General features: G+C 67.3%; 17 protein-coding genes. 6 read left to right on the top strand and 11 right to left on the bottom strand.

Annotated features, from left to right (window positions below):
- Positions 1 to 231 precede the first annotated feature (231 nt).
- Entirely contained in the window at positions 232 to 1,797 is a 1,566-nt protein-coding gene (locus tag ACU5AX_RS12530) for an alpha-N-arabinofuranosidase (protein WP_446691186.1), read from the top strand.
- Positions 1,798 to 1,875: 78 nt separating this feature from the next.
- On the opposite strand, the gene ACU5AX_RS12535 is transcribed toward ACU5AX_RS12530, so the two are convergent.
- The 3 genes from ACU5AX_RS12535 to ACU5AX_RS12545 are packed head-to-tail and all read right to left on the bottom strand — an operon-like array spanning position 1,876 to position 4,699.
- On the bottom strand, positions 1,876 to 2,517 hold the full coding sequence (locus ACU5AX_RS12535) for a LutC/YkgG family protein (protein ID WP_446691187.1): 642 nt from the start codon (positions 2,515 to 2,517) through the stop codon (positions 1,876 to 1,878).
- Positions 2,514 to 3,920 carry a lactate utilization protein B gene (locus ACU5AX_RS12540; protein WP_446691188.1) on the bottom strand — a complete coding sequence of 469 codons (1,407 nt, stop codon included), beginning with the start codon at positions 3,918 to 3,920 and terminating at the stop codon, positions 2,514 to 2,516. The genes ACU5AX_RS12535 and ACU5AX_RS12540 overlap by 4 nt, the downstream gene beginning before the upstream one ends.
- Positions 3,917 to 4,699 (bottom strand): (Fe-S)-binding protein, encoded by a 783-nt coding sequence (locus ACU5AX_RS12545; RefSeq protein ID WP_446691189.1) that lies wholly within the window; start codon positions 4,697 to 4,699, stop codon positions 3,917 to 3,919. Before ACU5AX_RS12545 ends, ACU5AX_RS12540 begins: the two co-directional genes overlap by 4 nt.
- Positions 4,700 to 4,932: 233 nt before the next feature.
- Between ACU5AX_RS12545 and rhmD the strand changes: the two genes are divergently transcribed.
- The 5 genes from rhmD to rhaT all read left to right on the top strand — a co-directional run bounded on the left by rhmD (position 4,933) and on the right by rhaT (position 9,769).
- A complete protein-coding gene (gene rhmD, locus ACU5AX_RS12550; RefSeq protein WP_446691333.1) occupies positions 4,933 to 6,117 on the top strand; it encodes an L-rhamnonate dehydratase in 1,185 nt (394 codons plus the stop codon).
- 18 nt (positions 6,118 to 6,135) lie between these two features.
- Positions 6,136 to 6,993, top strand: coding sequence for a 2,4-didehydro-3-deoxy-L-rhamnonate hydrolase (locus tag ACU5AX_RS12555; RefSeq protein WP_446691190.1), 858 nt, complete (start codon positions 6,136 to 6,138; stop codon positions 6,991 to 6,993).
- Positions 6,990 to 7,739 (top strand): SDR family NAD(P)-dependent oxidoreductase, encoded by a 750-nt coding sequence (locus ACU5AX_RS12560; RefSeq protein ID WP_446691191.1) that lies wholly within the window; start codon positions 6,990 to 6,992, stop codon positions 7,737 to 7,739. Before ACU5AX_RS12555 ends, ACU5AX_RS12560 begins: the two co-directional genes overlap by 4 nt.
- A gap of 72 nt (positions 7,740 to 7,811) precedes the next feature.
- Complete coding sequence (locus ACU5AX_RS12565) at positions 7,812 to 8,714, top strand: amidohydrolase family protein (RefSeq protein ID WP_446691192.1); 903 nt, start codon at positions 7,812 to 7,814, stop codon at positions 8,712 to 8,714.
- The gene (rhaT, locus tag ACU5AX_RS12570) at positions 8,711 to 9,769 is read left to right on the top strand and encodes an L-rhamnose/proton symporter RhaT (protein WP_446691193.1); all 1,059 of its coding nucleotides are present in this window, start codon (positions 8,711 to 8,713) and stop codon (positions 9,767 to 9,769) included. Before ACU5AX_RS12565 ends, rhaT begins: the two co-directional genes overlap by 4 nt.
- A gap of 10 nt (positions 9,770 to 9,779) precedes the next feature.
- On the opposite strand, the gene ACU5AX_RS12575 is transcribed toward rhaT, so the two are convergent.
- The 8 genes from ACU5AX_RS12575 to ACU5AX_RS12610 form a co-directional block, all read right to left on the bottom strand.
- A complete protein-coding gene (locus ACU5AX_RS12575) occupies positions 9,780 to 11,318 on the bottom strand; it encodes an MFS transporter (RefSeq protein WP_446691194.1) in 1,539 nt (512 codons plus the stop codon).
- A 126-nt stretch (positions 11,319 to 11,444) separates the two neighbouring features.
- Positions 11,445 to 12,560 (bottom strand): beta-galactosidase BglB, encoded by a 1,116-nt coding sequence (gene bglB, locus ACU5AX_RS12580; protein WP_446691195.1) that lies wholly within the window; start codon positions 12,558 to 12,560, stop codon positions 11,445 to 11,447.
- 1 nt (position 12,561) lies between these two features.
- Entirely contained in the window at positions 12,562 to 15,573 is a 3,012-nt protein-coding gene (locus ACU5AX_RS12585) for a beta-galactosidase (protein ID WP_446691196.1), read from the bottom strand.
- Positions 15,566 to 15,883: an L-rhamnose mutarotase gene (gene rhaM / locus ACU5AX_RS12590; protein ID WP_446691197.1), complete on the bottom strand. Its 318-nt coding sequence runs from the start codon at positions 15,881 to 15,883 to the stop codon at positions 15,566 to 15,568. The genes ACU5AX_RS12585 and rhaM overlap by 8 nt, the downstream gene beginning before the upstream one ends.
- 78 nt (positions 15,884 to 15,961) lie before the next feature.
- On the bottom strand, positions 15,962 to 17,479 hold the full coding sequence (locus ACU5AX_RS12595) for a rhamnogalacturonidase (RefSeq protein ID WP_446691198.1): 1,518 nt from the start codon (positions 17,477 to 17,479) through the stop codon (positions 15,962 to 15,964).
- A gap of 4 nt (positions 17,480 to 17,483) precedes the next feature.
- Positions 17,484 to 18,263: an L-rhamnose 1-dehydrogenase Lra1 gene (gene lra1, locus ACU5AX_RS12600; RefSeq protein ID WP_446691199.1), complete on the bottom strand. Its 780-nt coding sequence runs from the start codon at positions 18,261 to 18,263 to the stop codon at positions 17,484 to 17,486.
- A gap of 133 nt (positions 18,264 to 18,396) precedes the next feature.
- Positions 18,397 to 19,200 carry an IclR family transcriptional regulator gene (locus ACU5AX_RS12605; protein ID WP_446691200.1) on the bottom strand — a complete coding sequence of 268 codons (804 nt, stop codon included), beginning with the start codon at positions 19,198 to 19,200 and terminating at the stop codon, positions 18,397 to 18,399.
- 112 nt (positions 19,201 to 19,312) lie between these two features.
- A complete protein-coding gene (locus ACU5AX_RS12610; RefSeq protein WP_446691201.1) occupies positions 19,313 to 22,564 on the bottom strand; it encodes a TonB-dependent receptor in 3,252 nt (1,083 codons plus the stop codon).
- Positions 22,565 to 22,713: the final 149 nt, after the last annotated feature.

The following is a 22,713-nucleotide window of genomic DNA, read 5'->3' on the forward strand; positions in this document are numbered from 1 at the left end:
CTAGGCAGGGAAGTACAGGCGCATCAAGCATTTCGTGCTGTGCCGTCCCAAATGGCGCGACATGGCGGAAAGCGGTTGACGAGGCGCAGTCTTGTCAGACAAGATGCTGCCATGGGGGAGGATGTGCCAATGAGCACTCATGCCATGTCGCTCGGATCATCCTGTCTGCGCCGCCCCCGCGCGTCTCACTCATGGCGCCGCGTGAGCGGACGCCCGACGGAGTATCGACCGATGCGAATGCTGTCCACCGCGATCGCGCTTGTCCTTGCCGCCCCCGCGCTCGCGCAGGAAGCCCCCGTGGCCGACACCGCCCCCGGCGCCACGGACGTGGTGACGGTGCACGGCGACCGCCCCGCACCCAAGTTCGACAAGCGGCTGTTCGGCCAGTTCGCCGAACATCTCGGCAGCGGCATCTACGGCGGCATCTGGGTCGGCAAGGGCAGCAAGGTGCCCAACATCGACGGCTACCGCCGCGACGTGATCGATGCGCTGAAGGCGATCCGCGTGCCCGTCATCCGCTGGCCGGGCGGCTGTTTCGCCGACGAATATCACTGGCGCGAAGGCATCGGGCCGCAGGCCAAGCGCAAGGTCAAGATCAACACCAACTGGGGCGGCGTCACCGAGGACAATCGCTTCGGCACGCACGAGTTCATGAACTATTCGGAACTGGTCGGCGCCGAACCCTATGTGTCCGGCAATATCGGCAGCGCACCGCCGTACGAGATGGCGGAATGGGTCGAGTATATGACCTCGCCGACCGGTTCGAGCCTGGCGCAGGAGCGTGCCGCCAATGGCCGCAAGGCACCGTGGAAGCTCACCATGTTCGGTCTTGGTAATGAATTGTGGGGCTGCGGCGGCAACATGAAGCCGGAATATGCCGCCGACGTCACCCGTCGCTATTCCACCTTCATCAAGATGCCGGAGGGCCAGCGGGTGATGAAGATCGCCAGCGGCGCCAATTCCGAGGATTACAACTGGACCGATGTGATGATGCGCGACGCCGGCGGTCATTTCGACGGCATCGGCGTCCATTATTACACCATCCCCTACAGCTGGGGGAAGAAAGGCGCAGCGCTCGGCTTCGACGAGGACGGCTGGGCGCGCACCCTCGCCAAGACGACCAAGATGGAAGAGCTGGTCACGCGCCATGCCGCGGTGATGGACAAGTACGATCCCAAGAAGCGCGTCGCTCTGCTCGTCGACGAATGGGGCACCTGGTACGATGTCGAGCCGGGCACCAATCCGGGCTTCCTCTACCAGCAGAACTCGCTCCGCGATGCGCTGGTCGCCAGCCTCAACTTCGACATCTTCGCCCGCCACACCGATCGCCTGCGCGGCGCCAACATCGCGCAGATGGTCAACGTGCTGCAATCGATGCTGCTCACCGACGGCAACCGCATGGTGAAGACGCCGACCTATTGGGTGTTCGACCTATACAAGGACTATCAGGACGGCATCGTCCTGCCGGTCGACGTGCAGTCGCACTGGTACAACAAGAACGAATGGACGCTGAAGGCGGTCAGCGCCAGCGCGGTCCGCGGTACCGACGGCGCGGTGCACATGGGCCTGACCAACGTCGATCCCAACCGGCCCGCGACGGTCAGCGTCAAGCTGGACGGCGTCACCGGCGCGGCGGTCACCGGCCGCATCCTGACGGCGGCGGCGATGGACGCGCACAACACCTTCGACGCGCCCGACACGGTCAAGCCGGCGGCCTTCACCGGCGCACAGCTGTCGGGCGGCACGCTGACCGTGACGCTGCCGGCGAAGTCGGTGGTGATGCTGGATATCCGGTAAGCTGATGCAAGCCTGAGCCCCTCCCCTTCAGGGGAGGGGCTTATCTTACCGTCCCTGCCGCATGCAGTAGGACAGCCGCTACCCGAGCACCCGCACCACGTGCAGGAAGCGCGGCCCATGGGCGCCACGGACATAGGTGCCCTCGATATCGGTCGTCCCCGACACGCCGGTGATCCAATAGTCCGCGCGCGGCGCCGGCCCGGGCAGGACCGCCTCCTCCAGATAGGCGACCAGCCGCGGCACGACGACGATGTGGTGCAGCGCCAGGAAATTGGGCAGCATCGGCGCATGCGGCCCGGTGCGCATCACCAGCGACCCCGTCTCCGCCACGCCGCATTCGGCCATGGCCAGCGCGACCGGCTCGTCGGGCGCGGCCTGGGTGTGGCGCTCGAATGCCGACCAGTCGCCAGCCGTCAGCCGCGGGTCGGCCGGCATGCAGAGCGACAGGGCGAGCCCGTGTTCCGCGCAATAGGCCGCCACCGCGGCGGGCACCTGCGCCATCGTGGCAACCGTGGCCAGCGACGCCGCGACGCTCGGCAGCGTCAACCGCTCGGCAAACACCACCTCGATCGCGTCTGCCGCCACCGCCGGCCGCTCCGCCCCGACCAGCAGCGCCGCGGCGGCCGCATCCAGATCGGTGACCCCGGACGCACCCGGTGGCGCGGACGACGGGGCGGGAGCATCCGCCAGCGCACGCAGAATGTCGTCCCGCGCGCTCACCGTCGCCGGCCCTTCTTATATTGCGCCATGAAACTCTCCGCCGCCGGCCGCGGCATGTCTCGGTAGCGCGTCCAGCCGCCGGCGAAGGGCAGCGACGACAGCCAGCCGGTCCGCCCGACCAGCCGCATCGCACGGATCGCCGCCGCGGTCGCCGCGCGGTACAGCGCCGGCCGCCGCGCCACCCAGGCCCAGGCCGACAGGCCGCTGCGCAGCGACGCCGGTTCCAGCCCCTCGCGCCAGCTCTTCTCGCGCCAACCGCGCAACAGGGTCGGCAGCGGAATGCGGACCGGGCAGACCTCCTGGCACTTGCCGTTGAGCGTGCAGGCGTTGGGCAGGTCGCGGCTGGTCGCCAGCCCATCGAGCGCGGGGGTCAGCACCGCGCCCATCGGCCCCGGATAGGTGCCGCCATAGGCATGGCCGCCGATCTGCCGGAAGACGACGCAATGGTTCATGCAGGCGCCGCAGCGGATGCAGCGCAGCATTTCCGCCAGCCCGTCGCTGCGCATCCGGGTGCGGCCGTTGTCGACCAGCACGATGTGCATCTCGTCCGGCCCGTCGGCATCGCCGCGGCGCTTGGGGCCGGTGTAGAAGGTCGTGTACTGGGTCAGCGCCGCGCCGGTCGCCGAGCGGGCGAGCAGCCGCAGCAGCGGCACGGCATGCGCCATCGACGGCACGATCTTCTCGATGCCGGCGGTGACGATCTGCATCCGCGGCGGCACCAGCGACAGTTCGGCATTGCCTTCGTTGGTGACGGTGCACACCGCGCCGGTGTCGGCGATCAGGAAGTTCGCGCCGGAAATGCCGACGTCGGCGCCTAGCATCCCCTCGCGCAAGTGACGTCGAGCGCTCTCCGCCATCGCCGCGATCGTCTCGTCGGCATGCGGTACGCGGTGGCTCGCCTTGAACAGCGCCGACACCTGCTCGCGCGTCTTGTGCATCGCCGGCCAGATGATGTGCGACGGACGTTCATCGGCGAGCTGGATGATGTGTTCGGCAAGGTCGGTCTCGACCCGCGCGATCCCCGCCTCGGCCAGCGCATGGGGCAGGCCGATTTCCTCGCCCAGCATCGACTTGGACCGCGCGACGCTCTTCGCCCCCGCCTTGCGGCACAGGTCGACCACGATTGCGCACGCCTCCTCCGACGTGCGTGCCCAGTGGACGACGGCGCCGGCGGCGGTCGCGTTCGCCTCGAACCGCTCCAGATAGGCGCCGAGATTGGCGATCACATGGTCCTTGATCGCCGCGGCCCGATCCCGCGCCGCTTCAAAATCGGGGAAGGCCGCCACCGCGACTGCACGCTTCGCCTCGGCGGTGCCGGCGGTACATTCGACTGCGATCTTGAGGTTGCGGTCGGCCAGCGCGGCATCGACGCGACGGTCGAACGTGTCGGCGGCGGCGCTCACGCCTCTTCCCCGATCGCGGGGCCGTCGCCCATGCCGGCGAGCAGTTCGACGGTGTGGAAGGCGCGCACCCGCGAGCCGTCGCGGTGCAGCTTGCCCGCCATGTTCATCAGGCAGCCGAGGTCGCCCGACAGTAGCAGATCGGCGCCGCTGGCGTCGATCGCCGCCGCCTTTTCCCCGACGATCGCATTGGAGATGGCGGGGTATTTGACGCAGAAGGTGCCCCCGAAGCCGCAGCACGTCTCCTCGCCGGCGAGCGGCGTCAGCCTTAGGCCGGCGACCGCGCCGAGCAGCCGCCGCGGCTGGCGCTTGATGCCGAGCTCACGCAGGCCCGAGCAGCTGTCGTGATAGGCGGCGGTGGCGGGCAGGGTGACGCCGTCCGGCCGCCAGCCGCGCGCCTCGTCCAGATAGGCCAGGATCTCCCAGGTCTTGGCCGCCAGCGCCCGCGCCCGTCCGATCCACGCCGGATCGTTCTCCAAGATCTCGGGATAGTGGACGCGGATGGTCGCCGCGCACGATCCCGACGGCACGACGACGGCGTCATGGCCTTCGAGCAGCGCGATCGTCCGCCGGGCGAGGTCCGCGGCGGTGGCGCGGTCGCCCGAATTGAGCGCCGGCTGGCCGCAACAGGTCTGGCCCGCGGGCACGATCACCTCGCATCCCGCCGCCTCCAGCGCGGCGATCGCGGCGAAGCCGACGCGCGGCCGGATCAGGTCGACGAGGCAGGTGACGAACAGCGCGACGCGCGGCGCGTCGCGGGGGGCGGGGCAAGGCTGGTCCATGGCTGTCGCGTGTTCCACCAAAAAGCCCCTCGATCCTGCCGTGACGCCTATCGCCGGGGTACGCAACCGGTGATTTGTCCTATCACTGCCGCGGCCGCGTTGACGCCGCTATTACCATCCACTAACAAGCTATCTCATAAAATGAAACTTGCCAAGGATCGCACGGCTCTGTCCCGACCGTCCTATGCGCGAGGTTCGCGAAGTTTGTGAGAAGAGGAGCTGACGTGGCGATCGTGTCCTTGCCCAAGATCAAGCATGTGCGGGCCTTTACGGTGCGCGGCGGCGGCGCCGACTATCACGACCAGGGCGCGGGCCATTGGATCGACGACCATATCGCCACGCCGATGAGCCGCTATCCCGAATACCGCCAGTCGCGGCAGAGCTTCGGCATCAACGTGCTCGGCACCTTGGTGGTCGAGATCGAGGCGGAGGACGGCACGGTCGGCTTCGCGGTGACGACCGGCGGCGAGCCGGCCTGCTATATCGTCGAGAAGCATCTCGCCCGCTTCCTCGAAGGGCGTGCGCCCACCGATTACGAGAAGATCTGGGACCAGATGTACTTCTCGACGCAATATTACGGCCGCAAGGGGCTGGTCATCAACGCCATCTCCGGCGTCGACCTCGCGCTCTGGGACCTGCTCGGCAAGCTCCGGCAGGAGCCGGTCTACCATCTGCTCGGCGGCGCGGTGCGCGACGAGCTGCAATTCTACGCTACTGGCGCGCGGCCCGATGTCGCCCAGGAACTGGGCTTTATCGGCGGCAAGATGCCGCTCCACCACGGCCCGGCCGAGGGGCTCGAAGGTCTGCACAAGAACATTGCCGAGCTCGCCGACATGCGGGCCAAGGTCGGCCCCGACTTCTGGCTGATGTGGGACTGCTGGATGGCGCTCGACGTCGACTATGCGACCCGCCTCGCCATCGCCGCCCACGAACACGGCCTCAAATGGATCGAGGAGGCGATCAGCCCCGACGATTACTGGGGCTACCAGCAGCTCAAGAAGAACGTGCCCAAGGGCATGCTGGTGACCACCGGCGAGCATGAGGCGACGCGCTGGGGCTTCCGCATGCTGATCGAGATGGACACCTGCGACATCCTCCAGCCCGACGTCGGCTGGTGCGGCGGCGTCACCGAGCTGCTCAAGATCAGCGCGCTGGCGGACGCGCACGGCAAGATGGTCGTGCCGCACGGCTCCTCGGTCTACAGCTACCATTTCGTCGTGACGCGCCACAACTCGCCCTTCGCCGAGTTCCTGATGATGCATCCCGGACCGACCGAGGTGGTGCCGATGTTCGCGCCGCAGCTGCTCGGCGAGCCGGTGCCCGAGAACGGCCGTATCCGCGCCAGCGCGTTGGACAAGCCCGGCTTCGGCGTCGAGCTCAACCGCGACATCGCGATGCACCGCCCCTACACCCACTGATCCGAAAGACCTGCAACGATGAAACTCTGCCGCTATGGCCAGCCCGGCCAGGAAAAGCCCGGCGTCGTCGACGCCGATGGCACGATCCGCGACCTGTCGGGCGTCATCGCCGACCTGACGATCGACACGATGCCGCAGGCGCTCGCCGCCGACGTCGCGTCGCTGCCCGCCGTCGAGGGGAGCCCGCGCTACGGCGTGCCGCTGAAGGGGATCGGCAAGATCGTCGCGATCGGCCTCAACTATCGCGATCATGCGATCGAATCGAACCTGCCGATCCCGACCGAGCCGATGATGTTCATGAAGGCGCTGTCCAGCCTGTCGGGCCCGAACGACGATGTCGTCCTGCCCAAGGGCTCGACGCACGGCGACTGGGAGGTCGAGCTGGGCGTGATCATCGGCAAGACCTGCCGCTACGTGTCCGAGGACGAGGCGCTGGATAAGGTCGCCGGCTACGTCCTCGCCAACGACGTGTCGGAACGCTTCAACCAGAAGCAGCGCGGCACGCAATGGTCGAAGGGCAAGGGCCATGACACCTTCTGCCCGGTCGGCCCCTGGCTGGTTACGCCCGACGAGGTCGGCGACGCGCAGGCGCTCGACATGCACCTCGACGTCAACGGGACGCGGATGCAGACCGGCAACACCCGGACGATGATCTTCAACCTCAGGCAGCTGATCAGCTACGTCAGCGAGTACATCACCCTCTATCCCGGCGACTTGCTGATCACCGGCACCCCGCCCGGCGTCGGCGAGGGCAAGAAGCCGGAGGCGATCTACCTGAAGGCGGGCGACATAATGGAGCTCGGCATCGAGAAGCTCGGCACGCAGCGGCAGAATGTCGTCGCCTGGCGCCACCTCGGCGACGGAGCGATCGCATGACCGTCTATGCGGGCCGCTATGCCGGCCGCTGCGCGGTGATCACCGGTGGCGCCTCGGGCCTCGGCAAGGACGTCGCCAAACGGATCGTCGCCGAGGGCGGCCAGGTCGTGCTGTGGGACATGAACGCCGATGCGCTGGAGGCGGCAAAGGCGGAGGTCGGTGCTGCGGGCGTCACCGCGGTCGACGTCTCCGACGCGCAGGCGGTTGCCGCGGCGGCCGAGGCGGCGGTGGCGACGCTCGGCAAGATCGACGTGCTGGTCTGTTCGGCGGGCATCACCGGTGCGACCGCGCCGGTCCACGACTATCCGATCGACAGCTGGCTGCAGGTCGTCGGCGTCAATCTCAACGGCCTGTTCTTCTGCAACCGGGCGATCGTGCCGCACATGCTGGCCAACGGCTATGGCCGGATCGTCAACGTCGCCTCGGTCGCGGGCAAGGAGGGCAATCCCAACGCCTCGGCCTATTCGGCGACCAAGGCGGGCGTCATCGGCTTGACCAAGAGCTTGGGCAAGGAGCTGGCGGGCAAGGGCATCATCGCCAATGCGCTGACGCCTGCGACCTTCGAAAGCCCGATCCTCGCCCAGCTGCCGCAGAGCCAGGTCGATTACATGCGCTCCAAGATCCCGATGGGCCGGCTCGGGGAAGTGCATGAATCCGCCGCCATGGTCTGCTTCATGGCGAGCGAGGAATGCAGCTTCACCACCGCCTCCACCTTCGATACCTCCGGGGGGCGGACGACCTACTAGTCGATATGGCCGCGACCGCCCGACCAGAGGCGGCGCGGCCTTTTTGCATATTTGCCCAGCTGGGGAGGGCTGATGACCGATTTGCCGTTTGTCGACGCGCACATCCATTTGTGGGACCTTGCCCACCTGCGCTATCCGTGGCTCAGCCCCCCCTTCGACGACAGCGGTCCCAACGGCAGCGTCGAGCCGATCGCCCGAAACTTCGGTGTCACCGACTATCGCGCGCTGTTGGCGCGGTGGAACGTGGTCGGCGCGGTCCACATTGATGCCGGCGCGCACGCCGACGACGCGCTCGCCGAGACCGAGTGGCTGGAGGGGCAGGGGGACGTCCTGCCGAACGGTATCGTCGCCTTCGCCGCGCTCGATCATCCGGCGGTCGACACCGTGCTGGCGCAGCAGGCCGCCCATGCCCGCGTCCGCGGCATCCGCCACATCGTCAACTGGCATCCCGATGTGCGCCGCAGCTACACAGCCCGAGACCTGACGCAGGACCCGGAATGGCAGGCCGGCTTCGCCGTGCTCGGCCGGCACGGCCTGTCGTTCGACCTGCAATGCTATCCAGGCCAGATGCCGGGGCTGGTGCCGCTGCTCGCCCGCCATCCGGAGGTGCCGGTGATGATCAATCACCTCGGCATGCCCGTACTCAGCGATCCGGACGGCGTCGCCGACTGGCGCGCCGGCATGGCGGCGCTTGCCGGGCTGCCGCATGTCGCGGTCAAGATCTCGGGCTTCGGCTTCATCCGGCGCGACTGGTCGCTCGCCGATGTCGCGCCCTTCGTGCGTGAGGCGATCGACCTGTTCGGGCCGGACCGCTGCATGATGGCGAGCGACGTGCCGACCGACCTGCTGTTCGCCGACATCGATCGGTGCATGGAGGCGCTGCACGCCGTCGTCGCCGACCATGGCGAGGCCGACCGCCGTGCGATGTTCGCGGGCAACGCCAACCGCCTCTACCGCCTGGAGCTGCCGCTATGACCCCCAATCCGCTGATCGGTGTCCTCTACCACTGGCTCGGCGGCCTCGCCTCGGCGAGCTTCTACGTGCCGTTCAAGGGCGTGAAGCGCTGGTCCTGGGAGATCTACTGGCTGACCGGCGGCGTGTTCTCCTGGGTGGTCGCGCCGTGGCTGTTCGCCAGCCTGCAGACCAACGACCTGCTCGGCGTCCTGTCGCACGCGCCGACCGGCGCCTTCTGGTGGCCGATCTTCTTCGGCGTGCTATGGGGTTTCGGCGGCCTCGGTTACGGCCTCGTCATGCGCTACCTCGGCCTGTCGCTCGGCATGGCGGTGGTGCTGGGGCTGTGCACCGTCTTCGGCACGCTGATCCCGCCGCTGTTCACCGGCGAGTTCCACGCCAAGCTGCTCGCAACGACGTCGGGCAATATCGTGCTGCTCGGCATCGCGCTGACGCTAGCCGGGATCATCGTCGTCGCGGTCGCCGGCGCGCGCAAGGACGCATTGCTCAGCCCCGAGCAGAAGGCCGCGGTGGTCGCCGAATTCGATTTCCGCAAGGGCATCATCGTCGCGATCTTCGCCGGCATCATGTCCGCCTGCTTTGCCTTCGGCCTCGCCGCGGGCGAGCCGATCAAGGGCCTGTCCGCCGCGGCGGGCACGGGGCCGCTGTGGACCGGCCTGCCGGTGCTGTGCCTCGTCATGGGCGGCGGTCTGGTCACCAACGGCCTGTGGTGTGCCTGGCTGATCGCCAAGAACCGCAGTGCCGGGCAATGGGTCGGGCAGGCGCACGCCGAAGGCCGCCCGCCGCTTGCGGTCAACTACGCGCTCAGCGCGCTCGCCGGCGTCACCTGGTATTTCCAATTCTTCTTCTACACGATGGGCGAAAGCCAGATGGGGCGGCTTGGCTTCTCCAGCTGGACGCTGCACATGGCGTCGATCATCATCTTCGGCACCTTGTGGGGCTTCGCCTTCCGCGAGTGGAAGGGCACCGGCGCTCGCATCAAGGCGGTGGTGTGGAGCGGCATCGGCCTGCTGGTGATCGCGACGGTGGTGATCGGCTACGGCAACAGCCTGGCGTGACCGGCGGCGGCTATTTCGCCGCCACCGGATTGTTGCCCCACAGCCGGTCGTAGGACCAGCCTGAGAGATCCTCTACCACCGCCGCGTCCTCGGGGTCGCTGGGCGTCCGCTCACCGCTGCGGAAGCGTTCGATCTCGTCAAGCAGGATCGCATGCGTGCGCGGCGTCAGGTGGAAACGGGTCGAGACGAGCACCCCGAACACCAGCATCGCCAGCGTCCCCGCGCCGAGCACGCCGACGATCGCGGCGATCGCAGTGGGGCTCTGCACGGTCGCCTTGGAGACGAAGCCCGACGCCTGCATCACCTGGCCGACGAGGATCACGGCGAGCGCCTGGCTCATCTTGCGCACGAAGGTCATCACGCCGGCGAAGGCGCCCTCGCGGCGGCGGCCGGTGACGATCTCGTCGACGTCGGCCATGTAATTGTAGGTCGCCCAGGGAATGTAGTTGAGCGCACCGCGGCCGAGACCGGCGAACACCACCGGCAGCCAGAACAGCGCCGAGGTCGCAGTATAGCCGGCCGCGTACATCGCCAGGAAGATGATTACGCCGATGGCGAAGCTGAGCGCCGCGAAGCGGTAGGCGGCGGCTGGGGACAGGCGCAGCGCGAAATTGATCGCCAGCACCACCGCGATCAGCTGGACGATATAGGTCACGCCGACGAGATTGGCGACGATGCCGGTCGTGCCGGCGAGCGCGAAGATGACGAAATAGGTGAAGGCGGCGTTGTAGATGTCCTGGCTGATATAGCCGCCCAGATACATGCCGAGGTGCAGCCGGAACGCGCGGATGCGCAGCGTCGAGAATAGGTTGCGATAGAGCGCCGCGAACGCCGCGCCGAGCGTCGGCCGTTCCCGCGCGCCCTCGTCCTCGTCGAGTCCCGGCGGCCGCTGCCGCTCCCAGCTGAAGGTGTAGAGCAGCCCCGCCGCGCCCATGAACAGGACGGAGAAGATGATGCCCATATACAGGTAGGTGTCGGGCGAGTTCGGGCCAAGATAGCTGATCAGCCAGCCGGGCAGGAAGGCGGCGGCGATCGCCGACACCTGGCCGCAGAGGATGCGCGCGCCGGCGAACTTCGCCTTGGTGCGGTAATCGGTCGCCATCTCGCTGGCGAGCGTCTCATAGGGGATGATCTCCATCGCATAGACCATCTCGAACAGGACGTAGGTAACGAGATAATACCAGAAGCCCTGGCCCGCGACCCACATGATCGCGAAGCTGGGGAGAAGCGGGATCGCGGCGAGGATGAAGACGCGGCGGCGGCCGAATCGGCGCCCCAGCCAGCTGCGCCCGAGCGTGTCGGACAGATGGCCGATCGTCGGGCTAGTGAAGGCGTCGAGGACGCGCGCGACGCCGAAGATGATCGTCGCCTGCGCCGCGGACAGGCCGCAGAAGCTGGTGTAGAAGATCAGGATCCAGGTCGAGATGACTGCCATCGACCCCGCGCCGAGCACGTCGTTCGAGCCATAGGCGAGGAGGTTGTACCAGCGTACCGGGCGGGCCGGGTGCGTCGGTAATGCCGGACGCGCGGCAATCGGATCGGTGGCCATTTCTCTCTCCTCAAGCCCCTCTCCCTTAGGGGAGGGGTTGGGGGTGGGGCGTTTCCACCAGCGTAGCGTTTGCCGAACTGCCCCACCCCAACCCCTCCCCTGAAGGGGAGGGGCTATGCTTCGTCGTCAGATATACGTGCGCAGGAACTCGGCGAGCGCGCAGACCGCGAGGCTCTGGCCATAGGGCATCGAGGTCAGCGCGATGTCCTTGTAGAATTGCAGCGTGTCGCCCATCGCGGTGCCGAAGCTGACCTGCTGCAACTCGCCGGCGTCGTCGATGTTGGCGAGGACGCCCTTGACCGCCTTGATCCCGACCGCCTCGTAATGGCGCGGCAGATAGCCCTTTCGCACCGCCTTCAGGACGCCATAGGCGAAGCCCGCGGTGGCCGACGCCTCGAGATAGCTCGACGGATCGACGATCAGCGTGTGCCACAGGCCGGTCTCGGCATCCTGCGTTTCTGCCAGCGTCTTCACCTGCGCCGCCAGCGTGTCGATCAGGAACATGCGCAGCGCATCGCCCTGCGGCAGGTCGAGGATCTCGATGATCTCGGGGATCGCGATCGTCACCCAGCAATTGCCGCGTGCCCACAGCGCCTCGGCGAAATTGTGCCGGCCGTTGAAGTCCCAGCCGTGGAACCATAGGCCGGTCTTCTTGTCGAAGAGATACTTGATGTGGACGAGGAACTGGCGCTTCGCCTCCTCGACATAGTGCGGGCGGTTCAGCAGCAGGCCGATCTTGGCGAGCGGCAGCACGCTCATCATCAGCGTGTCGTCCCACATCTCGCCGGGATTCTCGTCGTTGTAGACGATGTGCTGGAAGCCGCCCTCCTCGGTCTTGGGCAGGCCGTCCGGCGCCATCAGCCATTCGGCCCAGGTGTCGAGATAGGGGATGTAGCGCGGATCGGGCTCGTGCTCGTAGAGATAGGCGAGGGTGATGAACGGCGCGACCGTATTGATGTTCTTGGTCGGCGTGCCCTCGGCGAAGCGATCCTCGAACCACTGCTTGATGATGGCGAGCGCCGCCTGGTCGCCGGTCTGCTCGTAATAGCGCCACATGCCGAACAGGCCGACGCCGTGGGTCCATTCCCAACCGGCCCAGCCCTTGGTGTCGATGATCCGGCCGTCCTCGAGGTGGAGCAGGAACTCGCCCGTCTCGTCCTTGATGTTGACCAGATTGTCCATCAGCTTGGCGATGGCCTGGGTGACCTCCTGCCGGGGGACGTCGTGGGTGAGGGCGGCCAAGTTACTTCTCCTGGATGAGCTGGTCGGGACGCGCGGGCGCCGCGACCGGGGATACGGGCACGCCACCGCGCACATTGCGCAGGGTGACGAGGTTGACGGCTTCCAGCGCGTCGCCGGGGGCACCGTCCGAGGTGACGGCGAGGGCGATCGTGTTGGCGCCGCGGTGGTTGAGGATGCCTTCGGGGATCGGGAAGACCCGCTGCGGCCCGACGTGCGCGACGAACTGGCCCATGTTCCAGCCGTTGACGAACAGCAGGGCACGGTATTTCGCGACCGAGCGAGGGACGGCCGTGTCGCCGAAGGCGACGGCGATGGTCGCGTCCTGCCCCTTCGGCACGGCGAGAGTGAAGCTGGTCCGGTACCATGTCGTGCCGGCCGTGGTGCCGGCGGCCGGCAGCGTCTCCGACTGCCAGCCGCGATCGTCGAAGCCGGGCAGGTGCCAGCCCATCCGCTCGCCATATTGGCCGCCGCTGTTGGCGGGTCCACGCGCCGGGTCGGGCAACGTCTCGCCGCCCAGCCGGCCTTGCAGCTTCCACGCGATCGGCACGCCGTAACTGCGGCCACCCGGCGCCTCGATCGAGGCGGAGATCAGGCCGCGCGCTTCCTTGTGCGCGTCGTCGACGTCGAGGTCCCAGTTATGGCCGTTGTTGCGCACCATGACGCTGACGACATGCTCGCCGGGCGCCTGTGCCGCGGCGGGCAGGTCGAAGCGGGCAAGGCCAGTGGTGATCGGCCGCGGCAGCCCACTCGGCAACTCGTTCTGGCCGACGAAGACGCCGTCGACCCACACCTGGACCATCCCCGCGCCGCCCGCACCGTAGAAGAGCGCGATCTGCTTGGCGTCAGGCGTGCCGGTGAAGCGGCCGCGATACCAGACGTCCCCATCATGGAAGCCATAGGCGTCGGCGAGCAGGTTCGGCTGGCCGTCAGGGCGCGCCGTGATGCTGGCGTAGGGCGCTCCGCCGGCAGTCTGCCACTGGCTGTCGTCGAAGGCGGGATCGGCTTCCGGCGAGCCGGCGGCGGTGCGCCACGCCGTCAGAGTGGGAAGGGCGATCGGTGCGGGGCCGGGCAGCGAGGCCGTGCGGCTGCCGATCGACGTCGCGTGTGTGGCGATCGTCGTGCCGTTCCAGCGCAGCGTCTTGAAGGCCGTGGGCGCCCATAGTTCCAGCGACGTCGCCTCGCGCGTGTCGCCAGTCAGCGCCAATATGCCGCGTGCGGCATCGGCGCGGCGGAGCAGCGCGGGGCCGCGCACCAGCACGTCGCCCTGCCGCCAATAACGTACCGCCTCTGCCTCGTCCGCGAGGATCAGCGTCAGCGGCGGGCGACCGCCGCCTTCGATCGCCACCACCGCCCGACCGGCGTGGAGGTAGGACAGGATCAGGTCGCCGCGCGCCGCATCGAACCGGCTCGTCGCCTGACCTTCGAGCACGCGGACGGTCGGCGCGGAGGTGTAGCGCAACGCCGTCTCGCCCGCCTCGCCGGCGCGACCGTACAACAGCATCAGGTCGCGGTCGCCCAGCGGCAGCGTCGCCTGCAATTCGGAGGTCGAATAGACCAGCCGCTGCCCGCCCAGCGTCACGCCCGCGACCAGCCATTTGGCGTCGAAGCCGTCGAGCCGCATCTGGCCCGCCTGCGGGAAAGTATAGCGGCCGTCGGGCAGGTCGGCGGTGATCGTGAAGGCATCGTCGCTCTGCCCGTTCGACGGCTTGTGCGTCACCATCAGGAAGCGCGCGTCGGTCTCCGGACTGCAGTTGTGATAGACCTGGACCTTGTCGGACGACACCGTGACGGGGGCGGCCGGCACCATGCCGGCGAGCGACGGCACGCTGGCGATCAGGCCGCCGAGCTGCTTCATCTCCTCCGCCTTTTCGCGGACCTCGCGGTCCTCGGCGATGGCCGAGCCATAATCGTAGCTGGTGAACACCACCGGCGCGGGCAGCCAGCCCCAGCTGGTGCCGCCATAACCCATATAGACCGAATGGATGTCGATGCCGTTGGCGAGGTTGGTGCCGTAGAAGACGCGCTGGAAGCGCTTGCCGCGCTGGATCGCGTTGCAGTCGTAGCCGCCGTTCGAGCCCCAATAGTCGAACCAGCCGCCACCGAACTCCGCCAGGAACGCCGGCGTGTCGGGCGAGGCGGAGGCGCCGCCCTTGGCACCGCCGGGTCCGTAGAATCCCCAATCGGGCGCCGCGACGCCGCGCGTCGGCTTGCCCTGGACCGAGCAGGTGCCGCCTGGATAGCCGTCGAAGGCGTAAAGGTCGTTGGGGCCCTTCACCACATTGGGAACGCTCGAGCTTTCCGGCACCCAATAGCCGTTGCGCCCCTGGTCGTTGTGGAAGATCGGCACGGTGATGCCGTCGGCTCGCGCCTTGGCGTACAGATGATCCATGTACCGGCGCTGCGCCGGGGTGGTCGCCGACAGTTCGTTCTCGATCTGGTGCAGGATCACCGTCCCGCCATTGTTGATCTGGTGGCGCGCGATGATCGCGTCGATGCGCGTCAGCCACTCGTCGGCCGCGGCCATATAGGCGGGATCGTCGGTGCGCGCCTTGCCCCGCTGGTTGACCAGCCAGCCGGGGAAGCCGCCGCGCGACAGCTCCGCGTTCACATAGGGCCCGGCACGGGTAATGACGTAGAGCCCTTCCTCCTGCGCCATGGTCAGCACCCGGTCCATGTCGCGGATGCCGGTGAAGTCGTACACGCCCTGCTTCGGGCTGTGGTAGCCCCAGTCGAAATAGAGCGCGACGGTGTTGAAGCCGCTCGCCTTCATCTTCTGCAGGATGTCGCGCCACAGATCAGGGCTGGGCAGGCGGAAGGGGTGGAATTCGCTCGACCAGATCAGTTGGCGCTTGCCGTCGATCATCAGCGAACGCGCGTCGTAGCTGACCCGGCCGAAGGTCTTGACCGGGGCGGACAGATTCTCCGTCGGCCGTGCGACCTGCGCCGCCGCCGGTGCGCCGAGCAGCGCCAGCGCCGCTCCGCCGGCCAGAAGAGCCAGGCGGCGATCAGTCATGATGGAAGATCAACGGCAGCGGCGTCTCGACCGGGCGGTTGTCCGCCTGCACCTCCATCAGCGGCGCCATATAATCCCACCAGCGCTTCATCACCGGATGGTCGGGCAGGGTATCGCGGCGGTTGTCATCGGCCAGCTTCAGCACCGCGAAGAGCATCAGCGTCTGCTCGTCGAGGAAGATCGAATAATCGTGGATGCCGCTGTCGGTCAGCAGCTGGGACAGTTCGGGCCAGATCGCGTCGTGACGGCGGCGATACTCGTCGATGACGCCGGGCTTCAGCTGCATCCGGAATGCATGGATCGACGGCATTGGCTTCCCTCCCTACGACCCATTATGTGGCATTGGTCTATAGAATTTGGTACACGCGTCGTAGGGATAGGTCAAATGCTAAGAGCGCCAGGCGGGCGTTCCGCGCACCGTCACGGCGGTGACATCGTCGGCGAGGATGGCCGGCCGCGCGTCGCCGGCGGTGGCCAGATGCAGGCGGTCGATCGTCACGCCGCGCGCGTGGCGCATCCACAGGCCCCAGGCTGGCGTCGGACCGAACATGCTGGGCTCCGGATAGGCCCCGGCCAGCTCGCCCGGCCGGCGCGCCGCATCATCCGCCGTGCCGCCACCGCGGTAGGACAAGGTGATGTCGCTCAGCGCGACATTCTCGACCGGGCGCGACGCCAGGCCGGCGATCGTCGCGGCAAAGCGGTGGTCGATCCCGTCGGCCGTGATCTGCGCGATCCGCACGTCGCGGATCGCGCCGATGCCGGTACTGGCCGGGCCGCGCCGCCGATCGCCGATGCGCAGGAACAGCGGCGCCGTGGTGACGTCGGTCATCGTCAGCCGTCGTGCGACGATCCGTTCCATCACCCCGCCGTCGACCGTCTCCAACGCCAGGCCGCGGCAATGAGCGAAGCGGCAATCCTCGATCGTGATGTCGCGGTAGCCGCCGTTGCTTTCCGTCCCCAGCTTGATCCGGCCGGTGACCCGGTCGCGATCGGGAGCGACCTGCTGCGTCGTCGATCGGCGACCGTCGAGCATCGTGCCGAGGTCATAGCCCGACACGGCGCAGTCGCGGATCGCGATCCGCTCCGCCGCGATGCGCTCGCCGAGCGCGAGGCTGCTCTTCACGACGATCGCGTCGTCATTCGGCGTGTTGACCCGGCAGCGCCGCACCACGACGTCTTGGACGCAGTCGAGGTCGATACCGTCGCGGTCGGTGTCGATCGCCAGATCCTCGATCGTCAGCTGGCGGGTGCCGGTCGCCAATATGGCGAAATGGCCGCAGCGCAGCATCGAGAAGCCCGACAGGCGGATGTCGCGTCCGCCGCGCAGTGCGATCGCCTTGTTGCCCAGCCCCTGCATGCGCGCGACATCGGGTTCCAGTTGCGCGATCTCGGCCGCGCTCATCTGCCGCATCGACAGCGGGCGTTCCCCGGTCTGGGCCTTCCACCGCGCGCCGGGGCCGTCGCGGGTCAGGCCGAGCCCGTGGATCAGGCCGGGGCCGACGATCGCCGCCTGCTCGATCCCGTCGCCCCAGAACAGGCTGTTGTGCCAGTGGCTGTGACCGAAATCCTGGTACAATTGCTCGCCGCGATCCTCCGGCAGGTCGTAGCGGCCGGCGTGCCGGGCGGGATCGGCCGCCTCGATCACCGCGCCCTGGGCGAAGGCGAGCGTGACCCAGCTCTGCAGGCGGATCGAGAAGCACAGGTAGCGGCCGGTCGGAATCACCACCGTGCCGCCACCGGCCCGCGCCGCGGCGGCGATCGCGGCATTGAAGGCGGCGGTGTCGAGCCGTTGCCCGTCACCGCGCGCGCCATGATCGCGCACGTCGAAGGTCGCGGCGGCATGGGCCGGGAAGGGGACGACGCTCGCCGCCATGCCCAGCCCGACCTGCCGCCGCGTCAAGGTCATCGCCTTACTGCAGGTTCACATAGGCGCCGCCGTCGACCAGCAGCGACGCGCCGGTGACATAGGACGACAGGTCCGAGGCGAGGAAGACGGTGGGGCCGACCAGATCGTCGGGCTGGCCGAGCCGGCCGAGCGGCACCCGGCCTTCCATATATTTGCGCTTGCCCTCGTCGGCGAGGTCTTCCTTGTTGATGTCGGTGAGGATCGTGCCTGGGAACAGCGAATTGCAGCGGATGCCGTGCTTGCCGAGCGCGATCGCCACCGACTGCATCAACGAATGCAGCCCCGCCTTGGTCGGCGTGTAATGCGTCTGATATTCGCCGCCGACGAGGGCGGAGATCGACGACATGGCGATGATCGACCCGCCGTCGCCCTGCGCCACCATCTGGTTGGCCGCCGCCTGCACCATGAAATAGGCGCCGTGCAGATTGACGCGCATCGTCCGTTCGAACGTCTCGACCGGCATGTCGAGGAAGGCGTGGAAGGGGCAGATGCCGGCATTGTTCACGAAGACGTCGACGCGGCCGAGCGCGTCCGTCGCGCGACCGACGAAGTCCTTCGCGGTCTGTGGATCGGCGACGTCGCCCTGGATCGCGACCCCCTTGCGGCCGAGCGCTTCGATCTCGCGGACCGCGCTGTCGGCGCCGGCGCTGTCGCGGGCGAAGTTCAGCGCAACGTCGGCGCCGTGGCGGGCGCAGCCGATCGCCACGGCACGGCCGATGCCGGCCGACGCCCCGGTGACCAGCACGGTCTTGCCTGCAAGTAACATCGTCTTCTCCTGCATCATGGTGCCGTTTCCTCAAGCGTCATCCCCGCAAAGGCGGGGGGTCAGGACCGCGCCTGGGGTCGTCATCGCAGCGTCGGCGTTTCCGGCTTTCCGCCGGCGCGGAAGTGACGACCGATGGCCGGCCGGGCTTTCGTCAATCCGCGCTCGGTTCGTAACCCAATTCGTGGCTGATCGCGTCCGCGGTCCCACGAACCTCGTCGCTCAGCGTCGTCATCCGGGCATCGCTCATATATTGCGCGGCGCTCGACACGCTGATCGCGCCGACGATCTTGCCCGCCGCATCGCGGATTGGCGCGGCGACGCAGCGGATCTGGTCCTCATTCTCTTCGAGGTCGAAGGCGCGGCCACAGGAGGCATAGCCCTGCATCCGCTCGTGCCAGACGGCATGATCCGCCTTGGGCGCACCGGTCGCCTGGTCGGCATCGAAGCGCTCGCGCCAATAGGCCGGGCTGTGGTCGATCATCAGCGCCTTGCCGAGCCCGGTCGAGGTCAGCGGCTGGCGGTCGCCAACGCGGCTGGAGATGGTGATGCGACGCCGGCCCGGCACCTTGTCGAGGTAGAGGGCGCGATCGCCGTCGAGGATGCCGAGATGGACGGTATCCTCGGTGGCGGCGGCGAGTTCCTCGAGATGCGGCCGCGCGACCTGGACGAGGTCGGCCTGCGCCTGCGCCAGCGTGCCGAGCAACAGCAGCTTGGGCCCGAGGCGATAGCCCGCGCGCGGCGTAAAGGCGAGATAGCCGCGATCGACCAGGGCGGAGAGCAACCGGTGCGTCGTGCTCTTGGTCAGGTCGAGCCGCGCGGCGAGCTCGCTGAGCGTCAGCATCTCGTGGCTGACCGCTTCGATCAGGTCGAGGCCGCGCATCAGCGTCTGGCTGCCGGCGCCGACCGGCCCACCGGCGGCGTCAGCCTTGTCCATCACTGTCGTCGCCGTCTGCATGTCCATGCTTTAAGGTGCCTCCCCGCACACTGGCAATCGCTATCCGTCCGCCCCGCAAGAAACGCCGGCCATCACAGCGGATCACCGGCGCGGGAGAAACGGACGACCGGCGTCAGAACTTGACCTGCACGCCCGCGAAGAAACGCTGGCCGGGATAATAGACTTCCAACGTGCCGATGTTCTTGATGAAGGTCTGCGAATATGCCTTGTTGATGTTCTGCATCTCCATGAACAGGCTGTAATGCCATTGCGGAAAGCGGAACGTGACCTTGGCGTCGAGATAGCCTTCCGCCTTGCGATAGATTGGCAGATTACCGTTGGTGCTGTCGGCTACCGTCTGCAGCCAGTCGGAGCGATAGTTGTAGGCGAGGCGGGCGTTGAGGAAGCCCTTGTCGTAGAAGACACTGGCGTTCCAGGTCCACTTCGAGAGGCCCGGATAGTCGTTGAGCGGCAAGCCGGTTGCCGTATTGGTCAGGTTGGTCCGGATGGCGCGCGCCCAGGTGATGTTTCCGCTCGCACCCAGCCCGCTCAGCACGCCCGGCAAGAACGTGAAGGCGGTCTGCGCGCTTGCTTCGATACCGTCGAGCAAGGCGCCGAAGCCGTTGACTGGCTGACGGACCGTATAGGGGATGCCATCCTGGAACAGATCGACGCCGGAGCGGACGACGTTCTGGATGACGAAGCTCTTCTCGAACTTCTTGTAGTAGCCGATGCTGACCAGCGAATCCTTGTTGGGATACCAGGCGAGGTTCGCTTCCCACTGGTCCGCGCGATAGGGCTGAAGCGCAGGATTGCCGGCGGTGCAGACGTCATCGGCCGCGGCGACGGTGGCATCGTCGAGGCAGTTGATATTGGGGACGAGGTCGGTGGGCTTCGGTCGGGCGAGGTTCTTCGCCCAATTGGCGCGCAGCACCAGGTTGGGCGTGAACTCCAGCGAAGCGTTGAAGGCAGGCAGGATGTCCGCATAGGTGTTGCGCAGCGACAGCTGCTGCGCTGCGAGCACCACCGTCTCTACGCCGCCCGTCGCGGTGAAGCGCGTCACACGGCTGATGTTGGTACCGGTGCCGGCGTCCTTGGTGAAGGTGTAACGGACGCCGGCATTGCCCGTCAGGCGCATGCCGAAGATGCGGGCTTCCAAATTGCCCTGGACGTAGCCGGATGCGATCGTCTCATCGATCAGGACGTTCGGGATCTGCGGCAGGCCATTGGCTTGGCGCACCAGACTCTGGTTGAAACCGGACAGGTCGTAGAAGATTCCGATCTTCGACGGGTCGAAATTGGCGAACGAAAGCCGGTTCGGGATCGACGATGGGGCACCCTGCAGTCCGCTGAAAAGCGGTGCGCCGCCAGTCTGCGTGCCGAGCGCGGCGATCAGATTGGCATATTCCGTCCGCGTCAGATTGTAGACCGTGCCATTGACCCGCTGCGGCACTGTCGCTGCATTGACGATGTTGGTAGTGTAGGAGACGTTGGCGCTGGTCTGGTACACCGCGGCTGTCGTTCCTGACGCCGGGGTCAGCAGGCGCGAACCGCCACCGTTATAGCCGTAGTAATTGGCCCAGCGGAACTGACCGCCGAAATCGACGCTCTTCAGCGGGCCGAGTTCCGATTCCCACGTACCGTCGAGCTTCAACTGGTTCTCGGTATTGCCCTGATCCGTCGGCCGATATTGCACGGTCGGGCCGGCCGGCGAGACGTTACCGGCGCGGGTGTAATCGGTGTAGATGCTGGGATCGGCCGGGTTGACCGAGCTCGGGTAGATGAAGATCGGGATGCCGAGATCGTTGCGACGATCGACCTGCATGCCGGCGATGCCGGTGCTGATCGAGATGAGGTTGGTGTCGCCGATGGTGCGCGATTCGCTGCGCGAGGCGAGGCCCTTCAGCTGGACCCGGTCGAAGTCCCAGTCGAAGCCGGTGATGTAATAGCGCGAGTCCTGATTGTACTGGAAGTCGCGGCGCTGCACGCCGAGGATGTTGCTCGACCCGCTGATCACCGAGCTGCTGACGTTCACCGAATTGAGTGCGGTGGTGTAGCTGGTGACGACGTGGTTGGCGTCGACGGTCGAGGTGCCGAGCTTGACCTGCTGCGTCGAGTTGGCGCCCAGCGACGGATCGAGCTGGTAGCGCTGCACGCGACCCATATCGAGTGCGTAGTTGACGTCCTGCAGGCGCTGGTCGCGGGTGTTGACCTGCGCCTCGACATAGGCGCGGAAGTTGTTGGCGAATTCGTACTGGACGGTGAAGTCGCCCGACAGCCGCTTGTCGCGACGGACGAGATTGCGATAGCGCGGGCCGTTCGGCGCCCAGTCGAAGAACTGGTTTTCGCAGGCCGCGCGCCGGGTCGCGAAGGTCGCGGTCGCCGTGGCGCCGACGTTGGCGCAGCTCGCATAGGTGTTGTAATTGGCGTAGTCGGCGTTTGCGACCGTCTTCTGGTCCGAATGGTCGAAGTCGGCGAGGCGGCTCCAGCCGGTGTTGCTGGCGTAATCCTGGCGCGTGGTGACGTCGTTGTAGGTCAGGTTGAGCAGCACGCCGAGCCGGTCGTTGAGCAGGCGCGGCGCGCCGAGCACCAGCGTGCCGCGCGGCTTCCAGTCCTGCGTCGTGTCGAGATGCTGTTCGGAAAAGACGAGCGTGCCGATCGGTTGCTTGAGTTCGAGCGGCTTGCGCGTCTCGATCAGCACCGTGCCGCCGAGGCCGCCTTCGGTCAGCTTGGCCTGATAGCCCTTGTAGACGTCGATCGACTTGACGAGCTCGGTGGCGAGCTCGCGGAAGTCGCCGGCGCGGCTGCCCAAAGCCGACGATTGGCCGACGCCGTTGATCTCGATCCGGTTAAGATCGGGCTCGACGCCGCGGATCGAGATCTGCGTGCCTTCGCCGAAGTCGCGGCTGAGCTGCACGCCGGTGACGCGCGACAGGCTGTCGCCGACGTTCTTATCCGGGAAACTGGCGATGTCGTCCGCGACGATCGAGTCGACGACGGTGCCGGCATTGCGCTTGCGGGCGATCGCCGACTGCAGCGAGGCGCGGGTGCCGACGACGATGATGTCGCTGGGGTTGGCGGCGGTGTCGTTAGTGCCGGCGACAGGCGCGGTGGTCTGTTCACCCGAGCTCTGGGCGGAATTGTCGCCGACGGTCTCTGAGGGGGTCTGCGGTTCGACAGCGGCGGACGACGGCGCGATATTGCGATCGCCAGGCACGCTGCCCGGCTGCGTGCTGGGCGGCGTCTGCGCCTGCGTCTGCGCCGCGGCGGGGGCGGCGAAGGCGGCGAGCGTCATCGCGAGGACGGATGTGGTCGCCAGCACCTTTGCGGCCGGCAGCGCCCGGCGTTGGGTGTTCACGACAACGGGCGAATTGGGCGCGTGCATCTAAGTCCCCTCCAATGCCGGCGCGACCCTTGTCGTCTTCCGGACGCTGACAGCTCCGATTCATCCACATGATGAACCCGTGTTCCGCTTTTTACGTTGCCAAATTCTGAAATGCAATCATGATTGTTGAGACGGGCGGTTCGCACGGC

The organism is Sphingomonas benefaciens, assembly GCF_052907485.1.